We start from the raw sequence: 14,125 nt of genomic DNA on the forward strand, positions 1-14,125 counted from the left end.
CCGAGAAAACACGCTATAGACGCCGCCCAAAAGGCAAGGCCGACCGGTATCCATGGCGAAAATCTCCCTGAAGCTCGATGAACTGATCGACGGCGACGCTTTGCGCCGCGAGATGACGGCGCTGACCGCGGCCAGCGCCGGCGACGGTTCCAGCCAGGCCATCCGTGCCGCCGTTCTTCAGCTTCTCAAGGGGCGCCTCGCCGAGGGCCGCAAGACAGCCGAGGCCATGCTGATGCAAGATGGCGGCGGCAACGCCTGCGCCGAACGGCTGTCGCACCTGATGGACGAGCTGATCCGGGCGCTCTACGATTTTGCCGCGACGCATGTCTACCGGGTGAAGAACCGGTCCTCGGCCGAACGCATGGCGGTCGTTGCCGTCGGCGGCTATGGCCGCGGCACGCTGGCGCCGGGATCCGACATCGACCTGTTGTTCCTGCTGCCCTACAAGCAGACGCCGTGGGGCGAACAAACGGTCGAGTACATGCTCTACATGCTGTGGGACATGGGGCTGAAGGTCGGCCATGCCACCCGCAACATCGATGAGTGCCTCAGGCTGTCGCGCACCGACATCACCATCCGCACCTCGATCCTGGAGGCGCGATTCCTGTGGGGCGAACGCAAGCTCTATGATGAGCTGATGCTGCGCTTCGACCACGAGGTGGTGCGCACGACCGGCCCGGAATATGTGCAGGCCAAGCTCGCCGAACGCGACGAGCGCCATGCCAAGGCCGGCGAAAGCCGCTATCTGGTCGAGCCCAACGTCAAGGACGGCAAGGGTGGGTTGCGCGATCTGCAGACGCTGTTCTGGATCGGCAAGTATTTTTACCGCGTGCGCACCGGCGAGGAACTGGTCGAGAAAGGCGTCTTCACCGAGGCCGAGTATCGCGAGTTCCAGAAGGCCGAGGATTTCCTGTGGGCGGTGCGGTGCCACATGCATTTCCTCACCGGGAAGGCCGAGGAGCGGCTGCATTTCGACATCCAGCGCGAGATCGCCGAACGGCTCGGCTATACGACCCATCCCGGCCTGTCGGCGGTCGAACGCTTCATGAAGCACTATTTCCTCGTTGCCAAGGATGTCGGCGACCTGACCCGCATCTTCTGCGCCGCGCTGGAAGAGGAGCAGGCCAAGCACGTTCCCGGCTTCAACCGCATCTTCCTGACCTTCCAGCGCCGCAAGCGCAAGCTGGCCGGGACGTCAGACTTCATCGTCGACAACCATCGCATCAACATCGCCGACGACCAGGTGTTCGAGCGCGATCCGGTCAATCTTCTCAGGCTGTTCTGGTTCGCCGACAAGCACGGGCTGGAATTCCATCCCGATGCGCTGAAACTGCTCACCCGTTCGCTCGGCCTGGTCAACAAGTCGCTCAGGCGCGACGAGGAAGCCAACCGGCTGTTTCTCGACATATTGACCTCGGACCGCAACGCCGAACTCAACCTGCGGCGCATGAACGAGGCGGGGCTGCTGGGCCGGCTGATCCCGGATTTCGGCAAGATCGTCGCCATGATGCAGTTCTCGATGTACCACCACTACACGGTCGACGAGCACCTGATCCGCTGCATCGGCGTGCTGGCCGAGATCGAGCGCGGCGATGGCGAGAAGGTGCATCCGCTGTCGCATTCGCTGATGCCGGGCCTGAAGAAGAGCCGCGAGGCGCTTTATGTCGCCGTGCTGCTGCACGACATCGCCAAGGGCAGGCCTGAAGACCATTCCGAGGCCGGCGCCAGGATCGCAAGGCGGATCTGCCCGCATATGGGGCTTTCGCCGGCCGATACGGAAACCGTCGCCTGGCTGGTCGAGAACCACCTCGTCATGTCGATGACGGCGCAGACCCGCGACCTCAACGATCGCAAGACGATCGAGGACTTCGCCTCGATCGTGCAGTCGGTCGAGCGGCTGAAGATGCTGTTGATCCTAACCGTCTGCGACATCCGGGGCGTCGGACCGGGCGTGTGGAACGGCTGGAAGGGCCAGTTGCTGCGTACGCTCTACTACGAGACCGAACTGCTGCTGACCGGCGGCTTTTCGGAAGTCTCGCGCGCCCAGCGCACGGCGGCGGCACGCGAACGCCTGGCGGAGGCGCTCGCCGACTGGCCCGACAAGGCGCGCAAGCGCTATGTCGGACTGCATTATGAAAACTACCTGCTGACCGTGGACCTGCCGGACCAGCTTCGCCACGCCGAATTCATCCGCGAGGCGGACGCGGCGGGCAACAAGCTCGCCACCATGGTCAAGACCCACCAGTTCGAGGCGGTGACCGAAATCACCGTGCTGGCGCAGGACCATCCCCGTCTTCTCTCGGTCATTGCCGGGGCATGCGCCGGCGCCGGCGGCAACATCGTCGACGCGCAGATCTTCACCACGTCGGACGGCCGCGCGCTGGACACGATCCTGATATCGAGGGAGTTCGACCGCGACGAGGACGAGCGCCGGCGCGCCGAGCGCGTCGGCAAGCTGATCGAGGACGTGCTGTCGGGCAAGAGCTGGCTGCCGGAAATGATCGAGAAACGGACCAAGCCAAGGCGCGGATCCAAGGTGTTCAAGATCCCGCCGCGCGCCGAAATCCGCAACGCGTTGTCGAACCGGTTTTCGGTCATCGAGGTCGAGGGGCTCGACCGGCCCGGCCTGCTGTCGGAAATCACCGGGACGCTGTCCGACCTGTCGCTCGACATCGCCTCGGCGCACATCACCACTTTCGGCGAGAAGGTCATCGACACCTTCTATGTCACCGACCTCACCGGCCAGAAGATCGACAGCCCGGCCCGCATCGCCACCATTCGCAACAGATTGATAGCGACGCTCGAAGGCGCGGCACTCGAACGCGGCGGCAAGGCCAGGGCAGCCGCCGAGTGACGGCCATCATCTCCTTCTTCCATTCCCACAGGCAGTCTGCGAACGCATGAGTCTCGTCAAGAAATTCGCTACCGTCGCTTCCGGCACGTTGATGAGCCGTGCGCTCGGTTTCGGCCGCGAAATGCTGATGGCAGCCGCTCTGGGCACCGGACCGGTCGCGGACGCCTTCAACGCCGCCTTCCAGTTCCCCAACACGTTTCGCCGGCTGTTCGCCGAGGGCGCCTTCAACGCCGCCTTCGTGCCGCTGTTCGCCAAGGAAATCGAGACGCACGGCACCGACGGCGCCAAGCGTTTCTCGGAAGAAGTGTTCGGGGTCCTGTTCTCGGCGCTCTTGGTGCTGACCATCGCCATGGAACTGGCGATGCCGCTGATCGTGCGCTACCTGGTGGCGCCGGGCTTCGCCGACACGCCGGGCAAGTTCGAGACGACCGTCACGCTTGCGACGATCATGTTCCCCTATCTCATCTGCATGTCGCTCGCCGCCATGATGGCGGGGATGCTGAACTCGCTGCGCCGCTATTTCGCGGCGGCGATCGCGCCGGCTTTCCTCAACATCATCCTGATCAGCGTGCTTGGCTACGCGTGGTACCATGGGCTTGATGCACATGCTGTCGGCTTCGCCCTGTCCTGGGGCGTACTGGCGGCGGGCATGGTGCAACTCGCCATCGTCTGGGTGGCGGTGCGCAATGCCGGCATCTCGATCGGCTTCCGCCGGCCGAAGATGACGCCGAACGTGAAACGGCTCCTGATCCTGGCGCTGCCGGCGGCGATCACCGGCGGCATCACCCAGATCAACCAGCTGATCGGCACGGCCATCGCCTCGGCGCAGGACAGTGCCGTCTCCTCGCTGGCCTATGCCGACCGCGTCTACCAGCTGCCGCTCGGTGTCGTCGGCGTCGCGGTGGCGATCGTCCTGCTGCCCGAGCTGTCGCGGGCGCTGAAGTCGGGCAACCTGATCGAGGCTGCCAATCTGCAGAACCGCTCCGTCGAATTCACCCTTTTCATGACCTTGCCTGCGGCGGCGGCGCTGTGGGTGATGTCGGAGCCGATCGTGCGGCTGGTCTACGAGCGCGGCGCCTTCGCCGCCAACCATTCGACCCCTGTCGTGGCGGCGATCCTTGCGATCTTCGGTCTCGGCCTGCCGGCCTTCGTCCTGATCAAGGCCTTCACCCCAGGCTATTTCGCCCGCGAGGACACGCGCACGCCGATGATCTTCGCCGCAATCTCCGTGGCGGTGAACGTCGCCACCGCGCTGACGCTGTTCCCGAGGATGGGCGCGCCCGGAATCGCCGTGGCGTCGGCCGTCGCCGGCTGGGTCAACGCGCTGATGCTGCTTGCCGTGCTGATCCGGCGCGGCCATTGGGGTCGCGACGTTCCGCTCTTGAAACGCATTCCGCGCCTCGTGCTGTCAGCGGTGGTAATGGGGGTCGCCCTCTATTTCGCCGAGCATTATTTCGCCGTCAGGCTCGGACCGGGCTCGCCGCTGGTGATCAAGGCAACGACCGTGCTGGCGCTGGTGGCCGGCGGGGCGACGCTCTATTTCGTCACGGCGTTCGCCACGGGCGGCGCCGATTTCGGCATGATCCGCAGGAATGTGAAACGTGGCTCAGGCAAGGCGGCGGTCAAGGACCCGTCCCAGGATTTATAGTGTCTGCGCCGCCCCTCATTGCCCTGCCGGGCATTTCTCCCCGTAGAACGGGGAGAAAGAGGCTGAGCGGGCTACGGCGCTTTTTCTCCCCGTCACTATACGGGGAGAAATGTCCGGCAGGACAATGAGGGGCGGCGCGAACCTGTCAGGACGAAGTCATCCGCCCAGCGGCCCAACTTCCGCCTCTTGATCCCGTCCGCCCCTTCGTTCATAAGCGCGCCGTCGAAAGACTTTCGCCGCGTGCGAAACGGCCCTCCACAAGCCACGGGGAAAATCCATGTCCGCCTTCAAGCCACTCGTCTTCTCCGGCGTCCAGCCGACCGGCAATCTGCATCTCGGCAACTATCTCGGCGCCATCAAGAAATTCGTCGCCCTGCAGGATACGTCGGACTGCATCTACTGCGTCGTCGACCTGCATTCGCTGACCGCGCAACTCGTCCATGACGACCTTGCCGACCAGACGCGGTCGATCACCGCGGCGTTCCTCGCCTCCGGCATCGACCCGAAGAAGCACATCGTCTTCAACCAGTCGCGGGTGATGCAGCATGCCGAGCTCGCCTGGATCTTCAATTGCGTCGCGCGCATCGGCTGGATGAACAAGATGACGCAGTTCAAGGACAAGGCCGGCAAGGACCGCGAGAATGCCTCGCTGGGCCTGCTCGCCTATCCCTCGCTGATGGCGGCCGACATCCTGCTTTATCGCGCCACCCATGTGCCGGTGGGCGAGGACCAGAAGCAGCACCTGGAATTGACCCGCGACATCGCCCAGAAATTCAACAACGATTTCTCCAACCGCATCGCCGGTCTTGGTGTCGGCGTCGAGATGCAGGTCGGCGAGGAGACGGTGAACGGCTTCTTCCCGATCACCGAACCGGTCATCGGCGGCCCGGCGGCGCGCATCATGAGCCTGCGCGACGGGTCGAAGAAAATGTCGAAGTCGGACCCATCGGATCTGTCGCGCATCAACCTGACCGACGATGCCGACACCATCTCGAAGAAGATCCGCAAGGCCAAGACCGACCCGGAGGCCTTGCCGAGCGAGGTCGACGGACTGGAAAGCCGGCCCGAGGCGGAGAACCTGGTCGGCATCTATGCGGGCCTCGCGGAAATGTCGAAGGCCGATGTGCTGAAGCAATTCGGCGGCCAGCAATTCTCCGTGTTCAAGCCGGCGCTGGCCGATCTCGCGGTGGAGAAACTGGCGCCGATCGCCAGCGAGATGCGCCGCATCCAGGGCGACCGCGCCTATGTCGACGCGGTGCTCCGGGATGGCGGCGAACGCGCCGGCGTGCTCGCCGAGACGACTATGAAGACGGTGCGCGACATTATCGGGCTGCTGCAGGGCTGAGCCCGATCGTCAATGCGCCGCCTCGTACCGGCCCAAGACATACTGGCCTATGGCCGGCGGCTTGCCGCCGGCCTGCCGCGGTGGCAGATTGCGGCCGAAAAGATACCGAGTAGATAGACATGGTCTCCAAACGCCTCAGCCGCGAAGCCGGTCATCGCAGGAAATTCCTGACGATCATCGATGACACGCCGGAATGCGAACGCGCCGTCGCCTACGCTTCGAAGCGGGCGCAGAGCACCAGCGGCACGCTGGTGCTGCTCTATGTCATCGTGCCGGACGACTTCCAGCACTGGCTGGGCGTCGAGAAGATCATGCGCGAGGAGGCGAACGCCACGGCGCGCGCGGCGCTGGACGGCTACGCCAACAAGGTGCGCCAGAAGCTCGGCATCGAACCGGAGATGGTCGTGCGCGAAGGCAAGCCGACCGAAGAGATCCACAAGCTGATCGAGGAAGACCAGGACATCGCCATTCTCGTGCTGGCGGCCGGCGCCGGCAAGGAAGGGCCGGGCCCGCTGGTCGGTGCCGTGGCCGGCAAGGGTGCCGCTTTCCCCATTCCGGTCACCGTTGTACCGCAGAATCTGTCGGATGAGGAAATCGACAGCCTGGCCTGAGGCCCGCCCGGGATTCAGCTCCCCAGCCAGCAAAAACATTCCGCCGGCCGGCCGTTCCGGCGATGCGTTTCGCTTGAATGTCCCGCCGATAGAGCCTATTTAGAACTATTCCAAACTAGTTGCCCAAAACGGGCATGGAGACGGCCATGTTCATCCAGACCGAGTCGACGCCCAATCCGGCGACGTTGAAGTTCCTGCCTGGCAAGGAAGTGCTGCTCGAAGGCACCGCCGATTTCCGTGATGCCGACAGTGCGGCGACGGCCTCGCCGCTGGCTGGGCGGCTGTTCGAAATCCCTGGCGTCACCGGCGTGTTCTTCGGCTATGATTTCATCACCGTGTCGAAGGATGGTCCGGACTGGCAGCACCTGAAGCCGGCGATCCTCGGCGCCATCATGGAGCATTTCATGTCCGGCGCGCCTGTCATGGCCAAGGCCGGCCCCGCCGCCGAGACCAGCCAGACGGGCGAATTCTACGACAAGGCCGACGAGGAGCTCGTCATCACCATCAAGGAGTTGCTCGACACGCGCGTGCGCCCGGCGGTCGCCCAGGACGGCGGCGACATCACCTTCCGCGGCTTCGAGAACGGCACCGTGTTCCTGCACATGAAAGGTGCCTGCGCCGGTTGCCCGTCGTCGACGGCGACGTTGAAGCACGGCATCCAGAACCTGCTTCGCCATTTCGTACCGGAAGTGCAGCAGGTCGAGCAGGTTTCCTGATTCTTCTTCCGCGCCGCCGTCGATCTGCGAGCGCGGCCTGAAACATCCTATCCGCGAACAACAAAAAACCGGGCCGAATTGCCCGGTTTTCTGTTTGGGACGTCCGTTGTTGCCTAGACGGTCCGCGTATGAAAGGCGACTTCCAATTTAACCACGATATGCCGAAAAAGCGGACAGGCTTCCCGGCATCATGGCCTAAAGAACGATGACCTTGGCGCCGACCTCGGCGCGATCATAGAGGTCGATGACATCCTGGTTCATCAGCCGGATGCAGCCCGACGACATCGCCTTGCCGATCGAGTTCCATTCCGGGCTGCCGTGCAGGCGGTAGCCCATGTCGCCGCCCTTGTTGAACAGGTACATGGCGCGCGCGCCGAGCGGGTTCTTCAGGCCAGGATCCATGCCGCCGGCGAACTTGGCGAGCTCGGGCTGGCGCTTGATCATCTGTGAGGGCGGCGTCCAGGTCGGCCATTCGCGCTTGATGGCGATATGGGCGGTGCCGTGCCATTCGAAGCCCTCGCGGCCGACGCCGATGCCGTAGCGGATGGCCCGGCCGTCACCCTCGACGAAGTACAGAAACTTGTTCTGCGTATCGACGATGATGGTGCCCGGCTTTTCCTTGGTGTCGTAGCTGACTTCCTGGCGATGGTACTTCGAGGGAACCTTCTCGATCGGGATGCGCGGCAGCTGGTAGCCGGCATCGGTCACCGCGCCATAGTCGTTGGAAAATATCTGCCCGCCGATGGTGCTGCAACCGGCAATAGCGGTGGACAGCGCCAATGCGGCAATTATTGCAAGCGACTTCATGCGCATGTGGTGATCGGTGCCCCGCCTGAACCAGAGCGGCACGAGTCGGCCGCTTTCTTGCCATCATTCATGCTGGCATTTGCTTTGCTTGCCAAGCACACGATGCCTATATGCGGGGACTTACGTGCTGGTATGCGTATCACTATGGCATTTCGGCAACATACTTCACCGGATTGTGAAGGAAATTCAATGAGGCCTGAATCACGGGCCCCGCAAAATCGAGGACCCGCCATGAATGTCGGCGACGCCGCCCACCGCTCAGGCCTGCCGGCCAAGACCATCCGTTACTACGAGGAGATCGGCCTGATCGCGCCCGCGCGCGCCGCCAATGGCTACCGCGATTATTCGGGCGACGACATCCACCGGCTGGCCTTCCTGCGCCGCGCGCGCAATCTCGGCTTTTCCATAGACGATTGCCGCCAGTTGATGGCGCTCTACAAGGATCGCGGCCGCGCCAGCCACGACGTGCGCGCGATCGCCGCCGCCCATGTCACGGCCATCGAGGAGAAGGTGCGCGAATTGCAATCGATGCGCTCGACACTGCAGAAGCTCGTCCACGCCTGCCATGGCGACGAGCGGCCGGACTGCCCGATCCTGGATGATATGGCGGGGGCGTTAGTCAGCGACAAACCCCAGCGCAGGATCGATGGACAGCGTATTGAAGACGGTGGTCAACGCCAGGGTGCGACGGGCGACAAGCCGGATAGGCCGAGATCCTCAAAGCCTGGTCCCGCCTCATGACCGATTGGCTGGATTCCGCCGTGGTTGTTGGCGGTGCGAGCGACCTTGCTGTCAGCATTGGTTCGTGTGGTATATTGCACGCTCTAATATGAGCGTAGGATATAAGCACTGCAGCTGTCCCACTGACCGGTGACCCCGGTGATCGGAGAGACCGCATGACCCGCGACCAGATGCTCGCCCACCTTCGCGCCGCCGATGCGGTCGCTCGCGAGGCTGCCGCGCACGGCCACCATCCGTTCGGTGCTGTTCTAGTCGGCCCCGATGACGCGATCCTCATGCGCCAAGGCAATATCGACACCGTGCATCATGCCGAGACCGAACTTGCCCGGCGCGCGGCGGCAGCCTATTCGCCGGAGTTTCTCTGGACATGCACGCTGGTCTCGACCGGCGAGCCCTGTGCGATGTGCACCGGAACGCTCTACTGGGCAAATATCGGCCGGCTGGTCTACGGCTTCGAGGAAACCGAACTCCTCGCGCTGACTGGCGACCATCCCGAAAACCCGACGATGAGCCTGTCCTCGCGCATTGTGCTCGGCTCTGGACAGAAGAAGATCGAGGTTCACGGCCCCTTCCCCGAAATTGCGGACGAACTGGTCTCGGTGCACCGTGGCTTCTGGCAGCGGTAGTGGTTCTTCGCGCCCAAGGGGGTGGGTTGTCAAATATCCAATCGGGCGATTGTATATTTGACAGACCCATTGGCGAATTGCGCCGGAACTCTGTGACGGCAGGCTCCCATTCATTTATGTTTCTGGTTAAGCTTATCCCAGCCGAAAACGAGAAGTTCGTGAGCTTCCACCTCGGCCATACGGGCGCAGTCGAGAGCTGCAGCTGCACATTCAGCGTCGAAGAGTTCGGTTCTTTCGTTAGTGCGGTTTTGAAGACAAAGGAAGCGCTGGAATAACCGAATTTGCCGGGGCGCAATCGGACCCCTCCATCCGCGCGGTAACACAATGACAGCCTTCGGCACATGGGGAAGAAGACAAAACGGAAGGCCAATCAGGCGATTGAAGAGCCGATAGAAGTCGATCTTGAAGCGGAAGCCGCCTACTATGCCCGCAAGGTTGGCATAACGGTTCAGGAAGCCGCCAAGATCATCCGGGAAGCCCGCGCGCCCAAGCTATCGATAGTCCGTAAGGACGGGCGACAAGCGCCGTTAGGGCCTACTTCGACCCGGCCCCAAACCACCGGAATCCGCCACCCTGCGGTAACTTGCCAGCGCATTCTCGCGGAGCCTTCGGATTGACTAAAACGGTGATAATCGAGCCAGCCTTCGCAGCGCCGATGGGAAATAGCCATGGGCTCGTTTCGATGCGATAAACCTCTCCGTCAAACGAGTATTGCAGCAGATAACTGTCTGACCCGTCGCCCCCATCAATAAATTTCAAGACCTCTGCGGTTGTCGGAACCCAGTCCTTTGTGTGGTCCCGCAACCAGTTTTGATGAATGATTGCGGCGGCAACTAATGCTGCCCCGCAAAGTATGAAGGCCAGAAGGAACGCCATCAAAGCCGCTCAGCTTGAGTCTTTGCCGCCCTTTTCGGTATCCGCCTTCGGCGGCGGCGCTTTCGCCACCTTCCTAATCGCTGCGTTCAACGGCTCTTCGGAATCGACGGTTTCGATCTTGCGCGCCAGTTCGCGGAACTTCTCTACTTGACTCTTGGGGGGCTTCTCTGATTCCGTTTTATTCATGGGGCTGGAACTTTCTCAGATATATGAACTTCTTGCCGGCAGGATCGATCCAATTGAGGTAGGTAAGTTGCCAGAGCCGGTGGCGGATTTTATTTGTGCCTCCTTGCCCATTGTCTACCTGTCGAACTACTCACTCAAGCACGTAATGGAGGAACATCCAGACGTTACGTTTATCGACCTGCTTTGCATCCCCCTTATGCTTACATTTGGCCTTTGGGTAGGCCAGTCCGATAGGGTTGGAGCAAATCAAAAGCCCAATTCTGGCTGCGTTAGCTACGTCCATCCCGAGACCCTGGTACGATACATAGGCGCGGTGAAGTCGGCGGCATCTGGTTTTGAGATCTATCTCACCACGTTCCACAGGTCTCGGGCTCGGCAGACTACATCAATCCTGCGGCGCGGCCCGCTCTTGCAGACCCACAAATAATGAGGGGACGGCCTAGGCAGCCGTCCCCTTCGTCAACTGGCATGATAGGGCCTGCCTGAGAACCCTATAAGTCGCTCCCATGGCCTAACATGGTGCTACGGCAGGCAGAATTTCACCGTGTCGCACGCCAGAACGGCCTAACATAGTGCTTATCCCTCCCTCGGGAAGTGCGGACCTCGCTAAGCATGGTGATTTTAGCAAATCGGAAGAGGTCTGTGAATCCCGTAAATAAATTGTCCACTAGAGCCTTAGTTCTCAACGCTTGTATCGTTTCCGAAACGGTTCGCCCTTCCAAAGCGGCAACTTTAGCTGCACCGGTTTTCGGTAGTGGTCCTTCTTGGCATCAAGCAGGTTGACGATACGTCAGGCGCTTGCCCTTGGCGCCCTTCAAGGCGATCAGCGAACGAACGTTGTCGTCAATGCCCAAGCGACGCGGTTGCTGTACCGGAAATCGAACTCGGCCAGATAGCGGTGCAGATGGTGTTCGGCGCAATGCTGATAGACGCCCTTCATGCCGCGCTTGAAGATCGAGAAATAGCCTTCGATGGTGTTGGTGTGGATATTGCCGCGAACATATTCATCCTTGGAATGCGTGACGAACTCGTGCGAGGCGAAATCCTGGCCCGCGCGGCGATAGATGCCGCTTTCGTCGGTCATGAGCGCGCTTTCCTTGGCGATGTTGGCGCGGACGATAGGCATGACATTGCCCATGCGGGCGGTATCGACGTGGAAGGAACGGGCCTTGCCGCCGCGCTCGACCAGCGTAACGACCGTATTCTTGTGAGCGCTGCCGCCCTTCTTCACAGGCATACCGGCGAGACGGCCAATGTAGGTTTCGTCCACCTCAACAAACTTGCCTGCCCCGCCCATGGGCGTGAAGTCATCAGAGCGCATGGCTTCGCGGATGCGATGGCAGAGGAACCACGCCGTCTTGTAGGTGATTTCCAGAGCGCGGTGCAGTTGATGGGCCGAAACGCCCTTCTTGCTGGCGCACATGGCGTGCAACGCCTGTAGCCAGATATGCAGCGGGAGCTTGGACTCCTCGAAGATCGTGCCCATGCGAACGGTGAACTTCTTACGGCAATCCGAGCACTTATAGAGGCCGTGGATTTCCAAGCCATGCGGGTTCTTCTTGGAGGGCTTCGTGCGGCCACCCTTCAAGGCGTAGTGCTTTTCCATCGAACCGCAATGGAAGCAAACCGGGCCCTGCGGCCACAGCATACCCTCGACATGCTCAAAGGCGGCGGCTTCATCGTGGAAGTAGGGGCGTGACAGAACGGACATAACGATAACTCCTTGGATTCGTTATCGCATATCCGTTTGGGTCTGTCAAATATATAATCGCCTCCAATCGCCGGGTTCAAACCGTGAACAAAATCTGGCATGGTGCCTGGCATGCCAATCATCTCCCCGATTCCCCTGAATCCTCTGATCGACGGCCGCCAGTCCGAGCGCGCCATGCTGGTGCGGCGCGGCGTGCAGCGGTTGCTGATGCAAATGGGCGCGCATGTGCTGCCTGAACTGTCACTGGCCACCGGCCGCCGAGCCGACCTCGTGGCGCTGACCCGGCAGGGCGACATCTGGATCATCGAGATCAAATCCTCGATCGAGGATTTTCGCGTCGACCGCAAATGGCCTGATTACCGGCTACATTCCGACCGTTTTTTCTTCGCCACCCATCCCGGTGTGCCGGCGGAGATTTTTCCGGAAGAGTGCGGGTTCATCCTCTCCGACGGCTATGGCGCTGAAATCCTGCGCGACGCACCCGAACACCGCATGGCGGCGGCAACGCGCAAGGCGCTGATGCTGCGCATCGCGCGCGCCGGTGCTTCGCGGCTGCTGGCGGCGGAGCTTGCGGGTGTCGCGGTGCCGGTGCTCGAGGGGGAAAGCGAGTAGCGGCTGGCAATTGCGCCAAGAGTCACATGCGGCAGCCTCGCAGAACATGGGTTCCTCGCCCCACGAAAGTGGGGCGAGGAACCGAGGTCTGCAAAACCCGTTCTACTCTTCCACTTCCACTCCACGCGCAGCCGGAGCCATCAGCAGCACCGCGGCACCGAGCAGCGCGGCGATGAAGGAGCCCGCGAGGATGCCAACCTTGACCGCGTCCTGCAGCGCCACGTCGCTGGCGAAGGCGAGCAGGCCGATGAACAGGCTCATGGTGAAGCCGATACCGCACAGCAGCGAGATGCCGAGCATGTGCACCCAGCCGGCATGGGCCGGCAGGTCGGCAAGGCCGAAGCGGATGGCGAGCGCGGAGGAGCCGAACACGCCGACCAGCTTGCCGACGACGAGACCGGCCGCGACGCCCAGCGTCAGAGGTTCGATCAGGGCGCCGAAACTCAAGCCGGCGAGCGAAACGCCGGCATTGGCAAAGCCGAAGATCGGGATGACGATGAACGCCACCAGCTTGTGCAGGCCATGCTCAAGCCGGTGCAGCGGCGAATGGTCGAGATCGTGGCCGATCCCGGCGGAGCGTTCGAGCGGAATGGTGAGCGCCAACGCAACGCCGGCGAGTGTGGCATGGACGCCCGACTTCAGCACCAGCACCCACAGGATGGCGCCAAGCACGAGATAGGGCACCAGGCTCATCATCCGCATGCGGTTGAGCACGACAAGCACGGCAATGACGGCGAAGGCCGCGCCGAGATAGGCTAGCGACAGGCCGCTGGTGTAGAATATGGCGATGATGATGACCGCGCCGAGGTCGTCGATGATGGCAAGCGCGGTCAGGAAGACCTTCAGCGAAGCCGGCACGCGGCTGCCGAGCAGCGACAGCACGCCGAGCGCGAAGGCGATATCGGTGGCGGTCGGGATCGCCCAGCCGGACAGTGCGGCCGGATTGTTGCTGTTGACAGCGACATAGACCAGCGCCGGCACCACCATGCCGCCTGCCGCGGCGATGCCGGGCAGCACCCTGCGCGGCCAGGTCGAGAGCTGGCCATCCAGCATCTCGCGCTTGATCTCCAGCCCGACGAGCAGGAAGAACACCGCCATCAGCCCGTCATTGACCCAGTGCGAGACACTGAGCGGCCCGAGATAGGCGTGGAGAACGGCGAAATAGGTTTCGGCGAGCGGCGAATTGGCGACGATCAGGGCAAGGGCGGCCGCTGCCATCAGGATGATGCCGCCGGCCGCCTCGCTGTCGAGGAATTCGCGGAAGACGGAAACCGGCCGCTGCTTCTGATCCTGCATGTCGCCTCCGTCATGCCGCCTGCTCGGCGGAGTTTCATTGTCCAAGCGTCGGCGCTGCCCCTCACCTGCCTGCCGGCATCCTCTCCCCGTATAGTG

General features: G+C 62.3%; 12 protein-coding genes and 1 pseudogene. 8 read left to right on the top strand and 5 right to left on the bottom strand.

What is annotated here, in order from left to right:
• The first annotated feature begins 52 nt into the window (after positions 1 to 52).
• The 5 genes from EN804_RS24995 to EN804_RS25020 all read left to right on the top strand — a co-directional run bounded on the left by EN804_RS24995 (position 53) and on the right by EN804_RS25020 (position 7,174).
• Positions 53 to 2,854: a [protein-PII] uridylyltransferase gene (locus tag EN804_RS24995; RefSeq protein ID WP_127277843.1), complete on the top strand. Its 2,802-nt coding sequence runs from the start codon at positions 53 to 55 to the stop codon at positions 2,852 to 2,854.
• Between the two features lie 46 nt (positions 2,855 to 2,900).
• Entirely contained in the window at positions 2,901 to 4,502 is a 1,602-nt protein-coding gene (gene murJ, locus EN804_RS25000; protein ID WP_127873018.1) for a murein biosynthesis integral membrane protein MurJ, read from the top strand.
• Positions 4,503 to 4,779: 277 nt separating this feature from the next.
• Positions 4,780 to 5,847 carry a tryptophan--tRNA ligase gene (gene trpS, locus EN804_RS25010; protein ID WP_127277841.1) on the top strand — a complete coding sequence of 356 codons (1,068 nt, stop codon included), beginning with the start codon at positions 4,780 to 4,782 and terminating at the stop codon, positions 5,845 to 5,847.
• 119 nt (positions 5,848 to 5,966) lie between these two features.
• The gene (locus EN804_RS25015) at positions 5,967 to 6,458 is read left to right on the top strand and encodes a universal stress protein (protein WP_010913128.1); all 492 of its coding nucleotides are present in this window, start codon (positions 5,967 to 5,969) and stop codon (positions 6,456 to 6,458) included.
• 146 nt (positions 6,459 to 6,604) lie between these two features.
• Positions 6,605 to 7,174 (top strand): NifU family protein, encoded by a 570-nt coding sequence (locus EN804_RS25020; protein WP_027142904.1) that lies wholly within the window; start codon positions 6,605 to 6,607, stop codon positions 7,172 to 7,174.
• A gap of 195 nt (positions 7,175 to 7,369) precedes the next feature.
• Here the strand turns inward: EN804_RS25020 and EN804_RS25025 are convergent, their stop codons facing one another.
• Complete coding sequence (locus EN804_RS25025) at positions 7,370 to 7,987, bottom strand: L,D-transpeptidase (protein ID WP_127873017.1); 618 nt, start codon at positions 7,985 to 7,987, stop codon at positions 7,370 to 7,372.
• Positions 7,988 to 8,212: 225 nt separating this feature from the next.
• On the opposite strand from EN804_RS25025, the gene cueR reads away from it, so the two are divergent.
• Complete coding sequence (gene cueR, locus EN804_RS25030; protein ID WP_127873016.1) at positions 8,213 to 8,722, top strand: Cu(I)-responsive transcriptional regulator; 510 nt, start codon at positions 8,213 to 8,215, stop codon at positions 8,720 to 8,722.
• 155 nt (positions 8,723 to 8,877) lie between these two features.
• Positions 8,878 to 9,348, top strand: a complete 471-nt coding sequence (locus EN804_RS25035) for a nucleoside deaminase (protein ID WP_127873015.1) — start codon at positions 8,878 to 8,880, stop codon at positions 9,346 to 9,348.
• Positions 9,349 to 9,882: 534 nt separating this feature from the next.
• Here the strand turns inward: EN804_RS25035 and EN804_RS37330 are convergent.
• The 3 genes and pseudogenes from EN804_RS37330 to EN804_RS25045 form a co-directional block, all read right to left on the bottom strand.
• Positions 9,883 to 10,224 carry a DUF3592 domain-containing protein gene (locus EN804_RS37330; RefSeq protein WP_189524567.1) on the bottom strand — a complete coding sequence of 114 codons (342 nt, stop codon included), beginning with the start codon at positions 10,222 to 10,224 and terminating at the stop codon, positions 9,883 to 9,885.
• A 9-nt stretch (positions 10,225 to 10,233) separates the two neighbouring features.
• Positions 10,234 to 10,410 (bottom strand): hypothetical protein, encoded by a 177-nt coding sequence (locus EN804_RS37335; protein WP_189524568.1) that lies wholly within the window; start codon positions 10,408 to 10,410, stop codon positions 10,234 to 10,236.
• Positions 10,411 to 11,180: 770 nt separating this feature from the next.
• Positions 11,181 to 12,121: pseudogene (locus EN804_RS25045) on the bottom strand (IS1595 family transposase).
• 111 nt (positions 12,122 to 12,232) lie between these two features.
• Between EN804_RS25045 and EN804_RS25050 the strand changes: the two are divergent.
• Positions 12,233 to 12,733 carry an MmcB family DNA repair protein gene (locus tag EN804_RS25050; protein WP_167531471.1) on the top strand — a complete coding sequence of 167 codons (501 nt, stop codon included), beginning with the start codon at positions 12,233 to 12,235 and terminating at the stop codon, positions 12,731 to 12,733.
• A gap of 102 nt (positions 12,734 to 12,835) precedes the next feature.
• Here the strand turns inward: EN804_RS25050 and nhaA are convergent, their stop codons facing one another.
• A complete protein-coding gene (nhaA, locus tag EN804_RS25055; RefSeq protein WP_135921601.1) occupies positions 12,836 to 14,029 on the bottom strand; it encodes a Na+/H+ antiporter NhaA in 1,194 nt (397 codons plus the stop codon).
• Positions 14,030 to 14,125: the final 96 nt, after the last annotated feature.

Source organism: Mesorhizobium sp. M8A.F.Ca.ET.161.01.1.1, from assembly GCF_004792105.1.
Taxonomy (GTDB): Bacteria; Pseudomonadota; Alphaproteobacteria; order Rhizobiales; family Rhizobiaceae; genus Mesorhizobium.

What these genes read in the sequence shown, in the direction of transcription:
- murJ (WP_127873018.1), top strand. Translation starts at nt 2,901, where the DNA reads ATGAGTCTCGTCAAGAAATTCGCTACCGTCGCTTCCGGCACGTTGATG.
- EN804_RS24995 (WP_127277843.1), top strand. Translation starts at nt 53, where the DNA reads ATGGCGAAAATCTCCCTGAAGCTCGATGAACTGATCGACGGCGACGCT.
- EN804_RS25025 (WP_127873017.1), bottom strand. Translation starts at nt 7,987, where the DNA reads ATGCGCATGAAGTCGCTTGCAATAATTGCCGCATTGGCGCTGTCCACC.
- nhaA (WP_135921601.1), bottom strand. Translation starts at nt 14,029, where the DNA reads ATGCAGGATCAGAAGCAGCGGCCGGTTTCCGTCTTCCGCGAATTCCTC.
- EN804_RS37330 (WP_189524567.1), bottom strand. Translation starts at nt 10,224, where the DNA reads ATGGCGTTCCTTCTGGCCTTCATACTTTGCGGGGCAGCATTAGTTGCC.
- EN804_RS25050 (WP_167531471.1), top strand. Translation starts at nt 12,233, where the DNA reads ATGCCAATCATCTCCCCGATTCCCCTGAATCCTCTGATCGACGGCCGC.
- EN804_RS25035 (WP_127873015.1), top strand. Translation starts at nt 8,878, where the DNA reads ATGACCCGCGACCAGATGCTCGCCCACCTTCGCGCCGCCGATGCGGTC.
- trpS (WP_127277841.1), top strand. Translation starts at nt 4,780, where the DNA reads ATGTCCGCCTTCAAGCCACTCGTCTTCTCCGGCGTCCAGCCGACCGGC.
- EN804_RS25020 (WP_027142904.1), top strand. Translation starts at nt 6,605, where the DNA reads ATGTTCATCCAGACCGAGTCGACGCCCAATCCGGCGACGTTGAAGTTC.
- EN804_RS25015 (WP_010913128.1), top strand. Translation starts at nt 5,967, where the DNA reads ATGGTCTCCAAACGCCTCAGCCGCGAAGCCGGTCATCGCAGGAAATTC.
- cueR (WP_127873016.1), top strand. Translation starts at nt 8,213, where the DNA reads ATGAATGTCGGCGACGCCGCCCACCGCTCAGGCCTGCCGGCCAAGACC.
- EN804_RS37335 (WP_189524568.1), bottom strand. Translation starts at nt 10,410, where the DNA reads ATGAATAAAACGGAATCAGAGAAGCCCCCCAAGAGTCAAGTAGAGAAG.